Genomic DNA, 14,468 nt, shown 5'->3' on the forward strand with positions numbered 1-14,468 from the left:
TCTTCGAACACCAGCTCGATTACCGAGGTGGTACCCCGGACATCGCGGTCCATGCACCCGGCCGGACACCACTCCCACCACCCGCCACAAAAGTGGCCGACCGGTGCACAACGTGGCCAAGGTGCCAGCGGGTGAGGTGGGGGTGGGGCTAGGTCGCTGACGCGCGGGTGAGCAGCCGTACGGCGTTGGCGGTGGTGCGCGGCCTCCAGCCCTCAGCTACGGGTGCCTGGTCCAGCGCGGCGATCTGACCGGCCACAGCCTCGTACGGCGTGAAGCAGTGGTCGCTGCCGTACAGCAGGTGGTCTGCGCCCGCTACTGCTTGCAGTGCCGGCAGCTGGTTCGGCACCGGCGTACCGGCGACGTCGTACCAGAGGTGCTTGAGCTGGTCGGTCACGCTGGGCAGGTCGCTGGTCGGAGCGAACGTGTCGCGGAAGAGGTCGAGTCGGTCGCCCAGCAGCGGGATGACTCCGCCGGCGTGCGTGACGACGAAGCGGATCCGCGGGTAGCGGGTGAAGACGCCGGTGAGCACCAGGTCGGTCACCGCACGGGCGCTGTCGAACAGGAACTCGATCATCGGCCGCGGCCGGTCCAGCGAGACCTGTCGCCACTGCGGCGGCGACGTCGGGTGCAGGAACACCACAGCGGACCGCTCGTCCAGCGCACGCCACAGCTGCTCCCAGGACGGGTCACCGGGGTACTGCCCACCCGCGTTGCTGTTCAGGATGACCCCGTCAGCACCCAGTACGTCGGACGCGTGCTCCAGCTCGACCAACGACCCCGCGACGTCCGGCAACGGCAGACTGGCGAAGAACCCGAACCGGCCGGGGTGGTCCTTGACCACCTCGGCCGCGGCCTCGTTCATCCGCCGGGCCAGCACCTGGGCGCGGAAGTCGTCGCCGAAGTGGACGCCGGGCGACGACACCGACAGGACCGACTTGGCGATCCCGGTCCGGTCCATCAGCTCCAGGTGCTTGGCCGCGCTCCACACCGGCCAGCCCGGCATCCCGTCCGGCCGCAGGTGCCCGGCCCGCTCGGCCGCCGCCACGTACTCCTTGAGCAGGAAGTGCGCGTGGACGTCGATGAGGTCACTCATCATGCGGTGGTCGGGTGCAGCAGGTCGTCCAGCTCCACCCGGCGCAGGAACTCCGTGCGGACCCGGTCCGCGACCGCGTTGACCACGGCGGCGCCGTCGTCGGAGGGGTCGATGTGGACCCGGAACGGCCGGCGCCCCTTCTCGGTGTCGACCACGGTGACGATCGCCTTGGCGACCTCCGCGACGTCGGCCCACTCCGGCTCCAGCTCGCGCAACTTCTGGCTGACGAGCTCCATCAGCAGACCGTCCTGCTGCTCCCGCAGGTGCGGCAGGGCCGCGCGGTTGAGCCGCTGAGCGCCGATCACGTTGGTGTCGTACAGGTTGGCCAGCTGCTCCGGGGTGAAGGCCTCGGCAGGGCCGGTGACCATGTGCCCGGCGTTGTGAACCAGTACGTCGAGCTTGCCCTGGTCGGCGAGCACGGCCTGGACGGCCTGCCGGGCCGACTCGTCGGAGCTGACGTCCAGCTCGACGGTCCGGAGGTCGACGGTGTTGTCCTTGGAGTACTGGGCCGCGTCGGACGCGGCGGGGGCGTTGCGGCCCGCGGCATCCCGCATTCCGGCGTACACGGTGTGGCCGGCGTCGGCCAGCGCGCGGGCGGTGAGCGCACCGAAACCGCTGGAGGCGCCGCTGATCAAGATGGTTCTGGACATGGCGCTAGTCCCTTCCGTGCCCTTGCAGGCAACGAGTTCAGGCCGCGGATCCGCCGTTGGCGTAGATGGTCTGGCCGTTGACCCAGCGACCGGGGCCGGCCAGGAAGGCGACCAGCTCGGCGAGGTCCTCGGGCTGACCGAGGCGCTCGAGCGGCGGCTCGGCCGCGATCCGGTCGATCAGCTCCTGCGACTTGCCGTCCAGGAACAGGCCGGTCGCCGTCGGGCCGGGAGCCACGGCGTTCACGGTGATGTCGCGGCCGCGCAGCTCGCGGGCCAGGATCAGGCTGATGCTGTTGACCGCGCCCTTGCTCGCGGCGTACGCCGAGTACCCGGGCCGGGCCAGCAGGGTCAGCGAGCTGGAGAAGTTGATGATCGCGCCGCCGTCGCGGACCCGGCGGGCGGCCTGCTGGTCGACCACGAAGGTGCCGCGCACGTTGATCTTCAGGTGTTCGTCGAGCACGGCGAGATCGAGGTCCGCCAGCGGCGACAGCTTCATGATGCCGGCCGCGTGCACCACCACGTCGACGCCGCCGAACTCCTGCTCCGCGGCGTCGAACAGCGCGCCGACCGCCTGCTCGTCGGACACGTCGGCCTGGACGGCGATCGCGCGGCCACCGGCCTGCTCGACCTCCTTGACGGCCTCCTCGGCCCCGGCCCGGGCGCCGCCGTACGCGACCACGACGTCGAAGTGGTCCTTGCCCAGGCGGGCCGCGGTCTCGCGCCCGATCCCCCGCGATCCGCCGGTCACGATCGCCACCCGGTTGGTGTTCTCGGTCATCGTCCTGCTCCTTCGAAGTTCTCGGTGCTTCCTGCTGACACCAAGAGCTTCGCGCGCCGGATGGATCAAGTCCAACGACTCAACTCGATGGGTGGATCAGTTCTGGTGATCCATCAGGTCTTCGCCGGGCGTCGTACCGGGTGGGTGCTGGAGGTGGGCGACGACCAGGCCGAGCAGGGCCCGCAGCGCGACCGACGGTTTTCGCTTGCGCAGGGTCGCCACGTAGAGCGACCACTGGAAGTCCAGGCCGGTGATCGGCACCGCGCGGATCGCCTCCTCGTCGGCGACCGCGTAGCCGGGCAGGATGCCCAGGCCGACGCCGTGCCGGACGAACTGCACGCCGTTGTCGATGCCGAGCGCCTCGACCACGACGTGCCGGCCGATGCCGGCCGCGTCGAAGGTCTGGTCGATCAGCGTCCGGGTGCCGAAACCGGGCGGGAAGTCCACGAACGCCTCGTCGGCCAGGTCCGCCAGCTCCACCGAACGCCGCCTGGCCAGCCGGTGCCCGGTCGGTACGGCGAGCACCTGCGGGACCTTCAGCAACTCCCAGGCCGTCAGCTCCCGCGGCACGCTTCCCGCGCCGACGCCGAGGAAGCCGACCTCGATGTCACCGTTGCGCAGCCCGGCGATCACACCGGTCGAGCCTTCGGGCTCGACCCGCAGTTGCAGCTCGACGTTCTGGTGCCGCCGCCGGAACTCGCCCGCCGCGGCCGGCAGGTCGATCAGCCCGAGCCCGGGCAGCAGCCCGACCCGGACCGTGCCGCGCATCCCGGCCCCGAGCTCGTCGACGACGTCCCGGGCGCCCTGGACCGCGTCCATCACGGCCAGCGCCTCCGGCAGCAACGCCGTACCGGCTTCGGTCAGGACGACGCGTTGCGCCGACCGCTCGAACAACGTCACCTTCAGATCGCGTTCCAGCGAGGCGATCGCCGCACTCACCGCACTCTGGACGACATGCAGCCGCCGGGCCGCGAGCGTGAAACTCCGCTCGTGCGCCACCGCGACGAAGTACTCCAGCTGCCGAAGCTCCACGCCCCGAGTCTGGCAGCATCCGTGTCGAGAAGGCCGGGACGACTCCGACGGGACAGGTATGAGCAGCTCTCTGCAGCAGGCGGTCCAGCAAACGATCGACGACCTCGTCGGATCGGGCGCGGAGACGGGCGTGCAGGTCGCGGTCTACCGGTACGGCGATCTGGTGGTCGACGCGGTCGCCGGTGTCGCGGACCTGGAGACCGGCCGGTCGATGACCCCGGACACCCCGATCTACAGCGCGTCCACCGGTAAAGGCGTCACCTCGACGCTCGCCAACCTGCTCGTCGCGCGCGGGGTCCTCCGGTACGACGATCCGATCGCGGACCTGTGGCCCGAGTTCGCGGTGCACGGGAAGCAGCGGGCGACCCTGCGGCACGTGCTGACGCACTCGGTCGGCGTACCGGCGGTTCCGGCGTCGACCACGCTGGCCGATCTGACCGACTGGGCGGGGATGACGGCGACGATCGCGGCGAGCGAGCCGTGGTGGGAGCCAGGGACGAAGACGGCGTACCACGCGCAGACGTTCGGGTTCCTGGTCGGCGAGCTCGTCCGGAGGGCGACCGGGCGGCCGCCGGCGCAGGTGTTGCGGGAGGAGCTGACCGGGCCGCTCGGGGTGGGCGACGAGGTGTACTTCGGCGTACCGGCTGAGGAGCTCGAGCGGGTGGCGCGGCTGGATTCGCCGGACGGAGTGGTCGCGTCGCCGGGCGACCAGCTGGCGCCGGCGGCGGTAGTCCCGTCGGCAGTCTCGATGAACCGGGCCGACGTGCTTGGCGCTGACGTTCCGTCGGTCGCGACGGCGTCGGCCAGGGGCATCGCCAAGGTGTACTCCGCGCTGCTGGACACCGAGCTGATCCCTGCGACCTTGTTGCAGCAGATCATCGGCCCGGCGTTCAGCGGGGTCGACGAGGTCTACGGGAACCCGGCGGTGTGGGCGCTCGGCTACGCCTACGGGCGGCTGGGCGCGACCGCCGAGCAGGCGGCGACGACCTTCGGCATGCCAGGCATGGGCGGCAGTGCGGCATGGACGGACCACAGCACCGGTGTCGCGTTCGCGCTCACCAAGAACCGCTTCGACCCGCGGCAGGCGGACGCGGCGACCGCCGTGGGCAACCTCGTCGCGGCCTGGCCGAACTAGCTACGGCGTACGGACCTGGTCCTGGTCGACCCAGACGAGGTGACCGTGGTGGCTGATCAGGATCTCGGGGGCACCGGTGGCCGCCGTACGGCGGGACAGCGCCTCGCCGGCGATCCAGCGGCCGCCGATCCGGACGTGCACCGACTCGGGCCGGGTGGGTGTGGCAACAGGCATGGGACCTGACTTCTGGACAGGGGCGGAGACGGGTAGGCGACGTCTGGTGGAGCGAGGGTGGCGCTGCAGGTCGGGCATGTTCGTCCTTGGGAGGGACCACAGTCGTCGGTGCTTTGTCACACCGGCTGGCTGCTCAACCAAAGGCCACCCTACAACCGCACGGTGAACCATCCCTAGCGGTATCTCGAATTGGTCTTTAAAACAAAGACCTGTATGAATTACGCGGCCCGGACTGGGCACCGGGGGTGGGACCAAGGAGGTCCCACATGTCGACCAACCCGATCACCCCGACCGGTCCGGGCAGCGACCCGGACGAGAATCCCGACCTGGTGGATCCGGGCCTGGACGACCCCGGTGTCAGCACCCCGCCCGGCGAGAACGACCCGCTCAGCGTGCCGGTGCCGGAAGAGCCGCCGCTGTAGGAACAGCTACTTCCACTCGGGCAACTGCTGCAGTGCCCAGGTGTTGCCGTCGGGGTCGGCGAAGAAAACAAACTTTCCCCACGGGAATTCCTGTACTTCGCTGACCTCGACGCCCCGCCCGGTCAATTCGTCGCGCGCCGCCGCGGCGTCCGCGACGACGATCTGGAGGCCACGCACCGACCCCGGCTCGGCCTGGCCCATTCCGGTGCCCAAGGCAATGGAACAGGCCGATCCCGGCGGCGTCAGCTGGACGAAGCGCAGCTCGTCGCTGACCTGGTGGTCGTGGTCGGCGACGAAGCCGACCTGCTCGGTGTAGAACGCCTTGGCCCGGTCGACGTCACTGACCGGCAACGACACCAGTTCGAGTTTCCAGTCCATCGTTTGCTCCCCTCCTGAATGCTGATTGATCAATTTAACGGCGGGACCGGTCAGAACTTGTGCGGCTGGTTGCCGACGAGGTCCTTGGGTACCGGGTCGGCAACGCAGTCAACACGGAGGGCAACCATGACGACGCAGACCCCGGCCGTCCACCCGGACGGTCAACGGACCGGACAGGACGAGCACGTGGGCGCGCTGGTCGCGCAGCTGACCACCGACGTGAGCACCCTGGTCCGCGACGAGCTGCAGCTGGCCAAGGCCGAGCTCAAGGACAAGGGCAAGGAGGCCGGCCTCGGCGTCGGGCTGTTCGGCGGCGCCGGAGCGTTCGCGTTCTACGGCCTGGGCGCGCTGATCGCGACCGCGATCATCGGGCTCTCGTACGCCGTACCGGCGTGGCTCGCGGCGCTGATCGTGACGCTGGTGCTGTTCGCGATCGCCGGTGTGGCCGCGTTGCTGGGCAAGAAGCACGTCGGGCAGGCCACTCCGCCGGTCCCGCAACGCGCCGTCGACGGCGTGCACGACGACCTCGAAGCACTGAAGGGCCACCAGCCGGAAGGGAAGAACGCATGACCACCACGACGCGCCAGACGACCAAGCCGCGGAAGGCCTCCGCTGCGGGGCCCGAGGAGATGAGCGAGGTCGAGGCGCTCCGGGCAGACCTGGAGATGACCCGCCAGCACCTGGCCGACACCGTTCAGGAGCTGAGCCGCCAGCTGAACGTCCCGCGCCGGATCAAGGACTCCGCGACCAGCGCCGGGCACCGCGCCGTACAGGCTGCGGGCAGTGTCAAGGAGCGGGCTGGACAACGCGCGAAGGCGACCGCGGGCGGCATGGGTGAGCGGGCCAAGCACCTGCCCGACCACGCGAAGAACCTTCCGGCCAAGGCGAAGCAGGCTCCTGAGCTCGGCCGCAAGCACCCGAAGGCCACGGCCGCCGTCGGTGGAGCCGTCGCCCTCGGAGTAGGCGCTGCCGCCTGGATCGTGGGACGCAACCGGTGAGCACCAAGGCCGTCAAGCTGGCCTACCGCCCGTTCGGCCTGGTCTCCGGTATCGCCGGCGGTCTCGTCGCCGGTGCCATTTTCAAGCAGGTCTGGAAACGCGTGGCCGACGAGGACGACGCCCCGGATGCTCTGCAGTCGGAGTACCCCTGGCGCCAGCTCCTCCTCGCCGCCGCTCTCCAAGGCGCTGTCTACGCCGTGGTCAAGGCGGCCGTCGACCGAGGCGGAGCGAAGGCCTTCGAGCGCTGGACCGGCGAGTGGCCCGGCGACTGATCGATTGAGCGCCCACTGAACCGACGGTGGCCCCTCTCGGATGCGAGCGGGGGCCACTGTCATGTTCACAGCCCACGCAGAGCCGGACCGAGTTCCTTGGTGAAGAAGTCGAAGAACCCGTCCATGTCCGGGCCTGCGTTGATCAGCGCCAGGTGGTCGTAGCCGGCGTCGGCGAACGGTTTCGTCACCTCGACGTGCCGCGCGACGTCCGGCCCGCACCCGAACTGCTCCTGCATGTGGCCGGCCGTCACCAGCTCCGTCGCGGCGTCGAAGTTCACCGGGTTCGGCAGTTCGGCCTGCACCTTCCACCCGGTCAACCCGAACCGGAACAGCTTGCGCGCCGACTCCGCCGCGTCGTCCTCGGTCGAGGCCCAGGCCAGCGGCACCTCGGCGTACCGGGGTCCGTCGCCTCCGGCCTTCTGGTACGCCGTCACGAGCTCTTCGCTCGGCTCCGTGGTGAACAGCGCATCACCCAGCTCACCCGCGATCTTCGCCGCCTGAGGGCCACCCGCGGCCACCGCGATCCGCGGCAGATCGTCCGGCAGATCGAACACCCGGGCGTCCTCCAGTTGCAGGTGCTTCCCGTCGTACGACTGGTAGCCGCCGCTCCACAGCAACCGGATGATCTCCAGCGACTCCCGCAGCATCTCGTGCCGCTGCGTGACAGCGGGCCACCCGCGACCGACGACATGTTCGTTGAGCCGCTCGCCGGCGCCCACCCCGAGCGTGAAGCGCCCGCCGGACAGCAGCGCGGTCGTCGCGGCCATCTGGGCGACGACCGCCGGGTGGTACCGGATGAACGGGCAGGTCACGCCCGTCGCCAGCTCGATCGCCGACGTCCGCGCCGCGGCCGCCGCGAGCATCGAGAAGGCGAACCCGGAGTGCTGGTGCTCCGACACCCACGGGTGGAAGTGGTCGCTGACCTCGACGAAGTCGAAGCCGGCCTGTTCCGCGCGGACCGCCTGATCGACGATCTCGGTCGGCGAGTACGCCTCGGCGATCAGCTTGAAACCAAGTTTCACGGCGTATACCTCCGAAAGATGAATAGAACAAGACGCTCTGGGCACCAGAAGGGAGCAAGTACTGGTTGCCCAAGGCCTCGGCGTTGAGCAGACAGCGCCGGGGCCGCCACCAACCGGCAGTTTTCAGTCCGGCGGTTCAGGAGTAACCGGTACGTCGTCCTTCGGCAGGCACGCACCAGTACCCGCGAGCGGCCCACCTCATGCGCGAACGGCGACGATCAGCGCGTCGTTCCCTCGCCGCCAGACCGCGCCGGCTCGTTCGAAACCGTTGCGCCGGAGTAGGTCGACGTGCCAGCCCTCGCGTTCCAGCAGGTCGCCGTTCCAGTGCGCGAACACCTTCTCCCGTTCCGCCCAGAGCCCCGCGTACGCCGGATCGCCGTACGCCCGCTCGTACCAGGCGTCGCAGTCCTCCGCCTCCGCGAAGGTCGTCCGCAGGTGCTCGGCGTGCAACCGATCGGCCGCTGCGCGCAGGACGGGTTCGGCGATCGGCGTGTGGTCCGCGTTGGCGAACACACCACCCGACCTCAGCACCCGCGCGACCCCGCCGTACACACCGGCGAGCGCGTCCGCCGGAAACCAGTGCATCGCCGTCGCCGTCACCACCGCGTCGAATCCGGTCGGCAGCCCGCGATCCCAGTCCGGTGCGGCCAACTGTCGCGCGACCACCGAGACGCGGTCGTCGTCGGCGAAGGCGTCGCGGGCCAGGTCGAGCAGGACCGGATCGATGTCGACCGCGACCACCTCGGTGTCGGGGAAGCGGTCCAGCACGCGCCGGGTCAGCGAACCCGGGCCGCAGCAGAGGTCGAGGACGCGGCGGGGAGGGCCCGCGAGCGCCTCGACGTACTCGAGGATCAACCGGAACCGGAGTTCGCGATCCGGCGCGTGCCCCGCCTGCTGACGCTCCCAGCTGCCGCGGAGTTCCTCACGCTGTGTTGTCATAACCTTCACGTTCTGCCCTCTAGGCCCTCGACGTCCAAGACGCAAGAGCACTAACGTCACAGCTTCTGGTTATCCCCGCAGGTGAGGAATACATGGACGTCGATCTACGGCTGGTGCGGTACTTCCTGGTGATGGCCGAGGAGTTGCACTTCACCGCAGCGGCCCGCCGGTTGTACGTGTCCCAGCCGGCGCTCAGCAATCAGATCCGCCGGCTCGAGAACCAACTAGGAGCCCAGCTGTTCGAGAGGTCCCCGCGCGGTGTCACGCTGACCGCCGCCGGAGGGGCCTTTCTGCCCCACGCGCAAAGCGCGCTCGCCGCGATCCGTTCCGGGGTCGCGGAAGCGACCGCCGCCGCGGGCCGCGACCAGGTACTACGGATCGACGTGCTGCAGTCCGACCTGGTCACGCCACGTGCGGTCCTGGCGCGACTGCGCGAGCGCCTCCCCTCGCTGCGGCTCGAGGTCAGCAGTCGCGGTAGTCGCGAGCAGGAGCAGCGGTTGCTCAGCGGCGACCTCGACCTCGCGCTCTGCGGGTCCACGGCCCATCTCGCCGACGGCTTGGTCCAACGGGTGATGCGCCGCGAAGCGCTCGGCATCGCACTGCCGACGGACCATCCGCTCAGCGACGCCGACGCGGTCGCCGTCCGCGAGCTGGCCGACGAGGTGCACTACCTGCCGCGCGACGACTTCGCCCCGGAGTGGAACGACTTCGTGCTCGGCTGCTTCCGTACGGCGGGCTTCCAGCCACGCCGGCACCCGGCCAGCACCGACGGGACCAGCTCGGCGCTCGAGCTCGTCAAGGCCGGCGAGTGCGTCGCGCTCGGGCTGCTCTCGACTCCCGCTCCGGCCGGCGTCGTGGTGAAGCCGCTCGCGGCCGGCGTACCGCCGTACACGTGGACCCTGCGCTGGCGTGACTCCGCGCATCCGCCGACGGCCGCCCTGGGGGTGCTGCGGTCGCTCGACTGACCCGTGTTTCACCCGTGTCTCGATCCAACGGGTTCGTGTGAGTTCGAGGTCGGATGCATAACTTCGGGATCCATGGGGTAGGAATGACTCACACAGATATTGACCGCGGTCCAGACATGTGCCGCGCCGTGACTCATAGTCGCGAGGTCAAGAATCATGGTTACCGTACTTGCACGCACCACCGTCGAAGAGCTGCCGAGCACCGATCCCAAGCAGCGACGGGATCTGGCCACCAGGGAACTTCTCGCCCGCCGGGCCGACACCACCGACGAGACTCTCCAGCAGTCGCTGCTGGAAGAGGCCATCGAACTCAACCTGGGCATCGCCCACAGCATCGCGAGCCGGTTCCGCGGTCGCGGTGTCGAAGCCGACGACCTGGACCAGGTCGCCTACCTGGGTCTGCTGAAGGCGGCCCGCAGCTACCGTCCCGACACCGGTACGCCGTTCCTCGCGTACGCCGTTCCGACCATTCGTGGCGAGGTGAAGCGCTACTTCCGCGACTGCTCGTGGACGGTGCGGATCCCGCGCCGCCTGCAGGAGCTGCAGGGGTCGATCGCGAGCGTCCGTCCCCAGCTGGTGCAGGACCTGCAGCGCGACCCGACCCTGGAGGAGCTGGCCGCAGCGGTCGGCACCGACGTGACCGAGATCGAGGCCGCGATCGCCGCCGACGGCTGCTTCTCGGTGCTCTCGCTGGACCGTCCGGTCGACGGTGAGTCGACCGCGAACCTGGCCGACACCATCGCCGACGAGGAGGACTCCTCGTTCGAGCGGACCGAGGCGGTCGCCGTCCTCGAGCCGGTGCTGAACGAGCTCGCTCCGCGCGAGCGCAAGATCCTTGAGCTGCGCTTCATCGAGGGTCACACCCAGGCCGACATCGGCGCCGAGATCGGCGTCAGCCAGATGCAGGTCTCCCGCCTGCTGCGCGGCATTCTCGACAAGCTGCGCGACCAGATCGAGCCGCCGGCGGTCTCGGCGGCCTGAAGCCCAACCCCCGCGGGTGGTTCGCCGTAGACTCAGGACCCGGCGAACCACACGCGGAGGACCTGGATGGCATCGTTGCCTGAGGCACCTGTTTTCGTGGTGCAGCTGCACGATGCGCGGCGCCGTCACTACGACGTCCGGCTCGAGGTCGACGGCGTCCTGAAGTCCTGGGCGGTGCCGCTCGGGCCCTCGCTCGACCCGGTCGTGAAGCGGCTGGCCGTGTTCACGACCGATCACGCGCTCGAGTACGCGACGTACGAGGGTGTGCACGCCGAGGCCAAGTACGGCAGCGGCGCGGTGATCGTGTGGGACGCCGGCGTCTGGACCAACCTCACCCGCGACAAGCAGCGCGAGCCGGTCGAGCCCGGTGAGGCGATCGAGCGCGGGCACCTGAAGTTCCGGCTGAGCGGCGTGAAGCTCCAGGGAACATGGGCTTTCACCCGGACCGACCGCGACTGGCTGCTGGTCAAGGTCCGCGACGAGTCCGCCGACCCGCTGCTCGACCTGACGACGGCCGAGCCGCGCTCGATCCTCAGCGGCCTGACCATCGAGGAGATGGCCGCTACAGCAACCTGATCGCCGCGGTCGCCACGATTCCGCCTGCGACAGCCACCAGCATCGGTACCTTCGCCACCGCCAGTACGCCGGACGCACCGACGCCGACGAGCTGCGTCCAGTCGAGTTGCTTGCCGCCCAGCTCGGTCACGATCAGCCCGGCCAGCAGCACCGGCGCGGTCAGCGCGGTCATCCTGATCACCGGCCGGGGAAGCTTGCGTTGGGCAATGACCAGCGGAGCGCTGGCCTTCATCAACCAGCTCAGCACGGTCACGGCCACGACGGACAACCAGATCCTGATCATGTCGTCTCCTCCTTCTCCGGCAGTACGCCGATCAGCGCGGCCGCGGTCGCGCCGAGCAGCGCGTAGCCCGGGGTGGTCACCAGGAGCAGCAGCCCCGCGATCACCGCGCCGAGCAGCGCCGCCACGAACGCCCGGCGCGATCGCCGCAGCTCGTCGATCGCGAGGATGATGAAGAACGCGGGGAACGCGACGTCGAGGCCGAGCGTGTGCATCAGCTCGGGCGACGGCGACGTGAGTGCGCCGATCGCCGTACCGCTGACCCAGAAGATCCACTGCGGAACGCTGGCGCCGACGAGTCGCGCGGCGTCGTACTTGCCGTCGTCCCGGTGGGCGGCGACGAACGACGCGTCCGCCAGCGCCAGCGCGTGGACGGTTCTTCTGACCCGGCCGCCTTCGAGGCTCTCGTTGAGGGCGACGCTCATCACGAGGTACCGCGCGTTGATGAGCACCGCGGAAGTGACCGCGGCCAGCGCCGATCCGCCGGCGAGTGCCGTCAGCAAGGTGAACTGGGCCGAGCCGGAGAACGCCAAGGCCGAGAAGGCGACCGGAAGGCCGAATCCCCAGCCGCGGGCTTCCGCTTCGGCCCCGAAGCTCAACGCCAGCACGAAAGCAGCGGCTCCCGGACCGACGCCGAGCCGCATCCCGTCGATGAACGCCGCGCGGTCCATCCGCCGGCTCATCGGCCGCCCTCGCGGGTCCGCTGGTAGTGCCGCTTGGCGCGGGCGCGATTGCCACAGTCCCCGGAGCTGCACCATCGTCTGGATCCGTTCTTGCTCCGGTCCAGGAACAGCCAGCCGCAGTCGTTGTCCTGACACTGCCGCAGCCGGCTCAGGTCCTCGTCCTCCAGCAACCGCCACGCCGCGAGCGTCAACTCGGTGACGGCGTCATCGGCCTGCCAGCGCAGCGGATTGAGCTGCACGATCCGCGCTCGCCCGACGGCTGCGACCAGTAACTCCCGCAGCTCGGCAACGTTGTCGGGCTCTTCCCCGACTGCGAGCGGCTGCAGCACCTCGTACGCCGTTTCCCGCAGCGCTGCGAGGTCACCGGCCTCTACCTGACCGAGCTCCACCGCCCGCAACCACACGTCACGTGCTTCCGGCTCGGCGATCCGGTCCACCCAGCGGCTCGGGTCGAGCCGCCAGGAGACCGTGTTGATCAGGTCGAGCACCACGTGCCCGCCGACCAGTTCCGGTGCGTAGCTCACTCTAACAAGCTATACGGCTTTTGCTCGTTAGTCACCAGCTGTCGACGTGCAGCACCTCGTCGAGCGGCTGCCGCGCGGCCGGCTTGAAGTCGGTCCCGATCGTGTACGCCGTCGGGATCAGCACCGTCTGGCGGACCTCCTCGGGCAGCCCGAGCAGCTCCGAGACCTCGTTCTCGTACTTCATGTGCAGCGTCGTCCACGCCGTACCGAGGCCGCGCGCCCGCGCCGCGAGCATGTAGCTCCACGCCGACGGCAGGATCGAGCCCCACAGCCCCGCCTGGTTCCCGGCCGGCAGGCTCTTGGCGGTCAGGCACGGGATGACGAGGACCGGCACCTGGCCCATCCGCTCGCCCAGGTACGCAACGCTCGACCCGACGCGCTTCTGCACCGGCGCGCGGTCCGGGTCGTCGGCGTACAGGCGTCCGGCCGCGCCGGAGGACTCCACGTATTCCTCGACCGCCAGCCGGTAGTACTCACCGATCTGGGCACGCTTTTCGGCGTCCGTGATCACCAGCCAGTGCCAGGTCTGCCGGTTGCTGCCCGAGGGCGCCTGCAGCGCGATCTCGATGCACTCGCGGATCAGCTCCATCGGCACCGGCTTGTCCAGGTCCAGCCGCTTACGGACGGTCCTGGTGGTGGTGAGCAGTTCGTCTGGGGTCAGGTCGAGTGTGGTCACCCGGCCAGTTTGTCAGCAGGTGCAGGGCCTCCGGCGCGGTGGAGCGCTAGGGTCGGGACATGGCGAGGTATTTCGATGTGCATCCGGAGAATCCGCAGAAGCGGGCCATCGGGCAGGTGGTCGACCTGGTACGCGGCGGCGGACTGATCGCGTACCCGACCGACTCGTGCTTCGCGCTCGGCTGCGCGCTGGGCAACAAGGACGGGATCGACCGGATCAAGGCGATCCGGCACCTGGACGACCGGCACCACTTCACGCTGGTCTGCCAGGACTTCTCGCAGCTGGGCCAGTTCGTCCACATCAGCAACGCGGTCTTCCGCTCGATCAAGGCGGCCACGCCGGGCAGCTACACGTTCATCCTGCCGGCCACCAAGGAAGTCCCGCGCCGCCTGCTGCACCCCAAGAAGAAGACCGTCGGCGTCCGCATCCCCGACCACGTCGTGGCCCAGGCGCTCGTCGCCGAGCTCGGCGAACCGCTGCTGTCCAGCACCCTGCTCCTGCCCGACCACGAGGAGCCGATGACGCAGGGCTGGGAGATCAAGGAAGAGCTCGACCACCAGGTCGACGCCGTCATCGACTCCGGCGAGGCCGGCACCGAACCCACGACGGTCGTCGACTTCTCCGAGGACTTCCCCGAGATCGTCCGCGTCGGCGCGGGAGACCCCACCCCGTTCGAGTAGTCCCTGGTCAGAGGTGGGACGTGATCACGGAGACCGCCAGCGCGAGGCAGGCGAGCACGAAGACCAGCAGCCAGCGCGCCCGGCGAGCGGCGCGCTCGTCTCCGGGAGCCGGGGGTGCGGTCGGACTTGTCATGTCAACATCATCCACCGGCCGGCCGCCGAGCTGAACACCGGCTCCCCGACTTCAGGGACGACTCCGGGGCGTGGTCA

22 protein-coding genes are annotated in these 14,468 nt (G+C 69.7%); 9 read left to right on the forward strand and 13 right to left on the reverse strand.

The features are described from left to right. Positions 1 to 148: 148 nt before the first annotated feature. The 4 genes from ACLQ2O_RS21070 to ACLQ2O_RS21085 form a co-directional block, all read right to left on the reverse strand. Positions 149 to 1,093, reverse strand: a complete 945-nt coding sequence (locus tag ACLQ2O_RS21070; RefSeq protein WP_425833889.1) for an amidohydrolase family protein — start codon at positions 1,091 to 1,093, stop codon at positions 149 to 151. Then, entirely contained in the window at positions 1,093 to 1,743 is a 651-nt protein-coding gene (locus ACLQ2O_RS21075; RefSeq protein WP_425833891.1) for an SDR family NAD(P)-dependent oxidoreductase, read from the reverse strand. The genes ACLQ2O_RS21070 and ACLQ2O_RS21075 overlap by 1 nt, the downstream gene beginning before the upstream one ends. A 37-nt stretch (positions 1,744 to 1,780) precedes the next feature. Then, positions 1,781 to 2,521, reverse strand: a complete 741-nt coding sequence (locus ACLQ2O_RS21080; RefSeq protein ID WP_425833893.1) for an SDR family oxidoreductase — start codon at positions 2,519 to 2,521, stop codon at positions 1,781 to 1,783. A 96-nt stretch (positions 2,522 to 2,617) separates the two neighbouring features. Then, positions 2,618 to 3,553, reverse strand: coding sequence for a LysR family transcriptional regulator (locus ACLQ2O_RS21085; protein ID WP_425833895.1), 936 nt, complete (start codon positions 3,551 to 3,553; stop codon positions 2,618 to 2,620). Between the two features lie 58 nt (positions 3,554 to 3,611). On the opposite strand from ACLQ2O_RS21085, the gene ACLQ2O_RS21090 reads away from it, so the two are divergent. Further along, positions 3,612 to 4,688, forward strand: a complete 1,077-nt coding sequence (locus tag ACLQ2O_RS21090) for a serine hydrolase domain-containing protein (RefSeq protein WP_425833897.1) — start codon at positions 3,612 to 3,614, stop codon at positions 4,686 to 4,688. On the opposite strand, the gene ACLQ2O_RS21095 is transcribed toward ACLQ2O_RS21090, so the two are convergent. Next, positions 4,689 to 4,862, reverse strand: coding sequence for a hypothetical protein (locus ACLQ2O_RS21095; RefSeq protein WP_425833899.1), 174 nt, complete (start codon positions 4,860 to 4,862; stop codon positions 4,689 to 4,691). A gap of 266 nt (positions 4,863 to 5,128) precedes the next feature. On the opposite strand from ACLQ2O_RS21095, the gene ACLQ2O_RS21100 reads away from it, so the two are divergent. Continuing rightward, entirely contained in the window at positions 5,129 to 5,284 is a 156-nt protein-coding gene (locus tag ACLQ2O_RS21100) for a hypothetical protein (protein ID WP_425833901.1), read from the forward strand. 6 nt (positions 5,285 to 5,290) lie between these two features. Here ACLQ2O_RS21100 and ACLQ2O_RS21105 read toward each other — a convergent pair whose 3' ends face one another. Beyond that, entirely contained in the window at positions 5,291 to 5,662 is a 372-nt protein-coding gene (locus ACLQ2O_RS21105) for a glyoxalase superfamily protein (protein ID WP_425833903.1), read from the reverse strand. A 126-nt stretch (positions 5,663 to 5,788) separates the two neighbouring features. Here ACLQ2O_RS21105 and ACLQ2O_RS21110 point away from each other — a divergent pair, with 126 nt between their 5' ends. From ACLQ2O_RS21110 to ACLQ2O_RS21120, 3 genes are read left to right on the forward strand one after another with little or no spacing between them, the layout of a single operon-like run. Further along, positions 5,789 to 6,232, forward strand: a complete 444-nt coding sequence (locus ACLQ2O_RS21110; protein WP_425833905.1) for a phage holin family protein — start codon at positions 5,789 to 5,791, stop codon at positions 6,230 to 6,232. Then, positions 6,229 to 6,660, forward strand: coding sequence for a DUF3618 domain-containing protein (locus ACLQ2O_RS21115; RefSeq protein WP_425833907.1), 432 nt, complete (start codon positions 6,229 to 6,231; stop codon positions 6,658 to 6,660). Before ACLQ2O_RS21110 ends, ACLQ2O_RS21115 begins: the two co-directional genes overlap by 4 nt. Continuing rightward, a complete protein-coding gene (locus ACLQ2O_RS21120) occupies positions 6,657 to 6,932 on the forward strand; it encodes a DUF4235 domain-containing protein (protein WP_425833909.1) in 276 nt (91 codons plus the stop codon). The genes ACLQ2O_RS21115 and ACLQ2O_RS21120 overlap by 4 nt, the downstream gene beginning before the upstream one ends. Positions 6,933 to 6,997: 65 nt before the next feature. On the opposite strand, the gene ACLQ2O_RS21125 is transcribed toward ACLQ2O_RS21120, so the two are convergent. Both ACLQ2O_RS21125 and ACLQ2O_RS21130 read right to left on the reverse strand, forming a co-directional pair. Further along, positions 6,998 to 7,954, reverse strand: a complete 957-nt coding sequence (locus tag ACLQ2O_RS21125; RefSeq protein ID WP_425833911.1) for a TIGR03557 family F420-dependent LLM class oxidoreductase — start codon at positions 7,952 to 7,954, stop codon at positions 6,998 to 7,000. Between the two features lie 198 nt (positions 7,955 to 8,152). Beyond that, entirely contained in the window at positions 8,153 to 8,893 is a 741-nt protein-coding gene (locus ACLQ2O_RS21130) for a class I SAM-dependent methyltransferase (protein WP_425833913.1), read from the reverse strand. A gap of 92 nt (positions 8,894 to 8,985) precedes the next feature. Between ACLQ2O_RS21130 and ACLQ2O_RS21135 the strand changes: the two genes are divergently transcribed. The 3 genes from ACLQ2O_RS21135 (at position 8,986) to ACLQ2O_RS21145 (ending at position 11,415) form a co-directional block, all read left to right on the forward strand. Then, positions 8,986 to 9,858 (forward strand): LysR family transcriptional regulator, encoded by an 873-nt coding sequence (locus tag ACLQ2O_RS21135; RefSeq protein WP_425833915.1) that lies wholly within the window; start codon positions 8,986 to 8,988, stop codon positions 9,856 to 9,858. Between the two features lie 156 nt (positions 9,859 to 10,014). Next, complete coding sequence (locus ACLQ2O_RS21140; protein ID WP_425833917.1) at positions 10,015 to 10,839, forward strand: sigma-70 family RNA polymerase sigma factor; 825 nt, start codon at positions 10,015 to 10,017, stop codon at positions 10,837 to 10,839. Positions 10,840 to 10,905: 66 nt separating this feature from the next. Then, the gene (locus ACLQ2O_RS21145; RefSeq protein WP_425833919.1) at positions 10,906 to 11,415 is read left to right on the forward strand and encodes a DNA polymerase ligase N-terminal domain-containing protein; all 510 of its coding nucleotides are present in this window, start codon (positions 10,906 to 10,908) and stop codon (positions 11,413 to 11,415) included. On the opposite strand, the gene ACLQ2O_RS21150 is transcribed toward ACLQ2O_RS21145, so the two are convergent. Genes ACLQ2O_RS21150 through ACLQ2O_RS21165 form a run of 4 tightly spaced genes read right to left on the reverse strand, consistent with a single transcriptional unit; the run spans position 11,402 to position 13,578 of the window. Next, positions 11,402 to 11,698: an AzlD domain-containing protein gene (locus ACLQ2O_RS21150; protein WP_425833921.1), complete on the reverse strand. Its 297-nt coding sequence runs from the start codon at positions 11,696 to 11,698 to the stop codon at positions 11,402 to 11,404. The two genes, ACLQ2O_RS21145 and ACLQ2O_RS21150, sit on opposite strands and share 14 nt — an antisense overlap. Next, positions 11,695 to 12,378 (reverse strand): AzlC family ABC transporter permease, encoded by a 684-nt coding sequence (locus tag ACLQ2O_RS21155; RefSeq protein WP_425833923.1) that lies wholly within the window; start codon positions 12,376 to 12,378, stop codon positions 11,695 to 11,697. Before ACLQ2O_RS21155 ends, ACLQ2O_RS21150 begins: the two co-directional genes overlap by 4 nt. After that, entirely contained in the window at positions 12,375 to 12,902 is a 528-nt protein-coding gene (locus ACLQ2O_RS21160; RefSeq protein WP_425833925.1) for a CGNR zinc finger domain-containing protein, read from the reverse strand. The genes ACLQ2O_RS21155 and ACLQ2O_RS21160 overlap by 4 nt, the downstream gene beginning before the upstream one ends. Positions 12,903 to 12,933: 31 nt before the next feature. Continuing rightward, positions 12,934 to 13,578 carry a nitroreductase family protein gene (locus ACLQ2O_RS21165; protein WP_425833927.1) on the reverse strand — a complete coding sequence of 215 codons (645 nt, stop codon included), beginning with the start codon at positions 13,576 to 13,578 and terminating at the stop codon, positions 12,934 to 12,936. Between the two features lie 59 nt (positions 13,579 to 13,637). Here ACLQ2O_RS21165 and ACLQ2O_RS21170 point away from each other — a divergent pair, with 59 nt between their 5' ends. Further along, positions 13,638 to 14,258: an L-threonylcarbamoyladenylate synthase gene (locus ACLQ2O_RS21170; RefSeq protein ID WP_425833929.1), complete on the forward strand. Its 621-nt coding sequence runs from the start codon at positions 13,638 to 13,640 to the stop codon at positions 14,256 to 14,258. A gap of 7 nt (positions 14,259 to 14,265) precedes the next feature. Here ACLQ2O_RS21170 and ACLQ2O_RS21175 read toward each other — a convergent pair whose 3' ends face one another. Then, positions 14,266 to 14,391 carry a hypothetical protein gene (locus ACLQ2O_RS21175; RefSeq protein WP_425833931.1) on the reverse strand — a complete coding sequence of 42 codons (126 nt, stop codon included), beginning with the start codon at positions 14,389 to 14,391 and terminating at the stop codon, positions 14,266 to 14,268. Between the last annotated feature and the right edge of the window lie 77 nt (positions 14,392 to 14,468).

Source organism: Kribbella sp. DT2, from assembly GCF_049844575.1.
In the GTDB taxonomy this organism is placed as follows: Bacteria; Actinomycetota; Actinomycetes; order Propionibacteriales; family Kribbellaceae; genus Kribbella.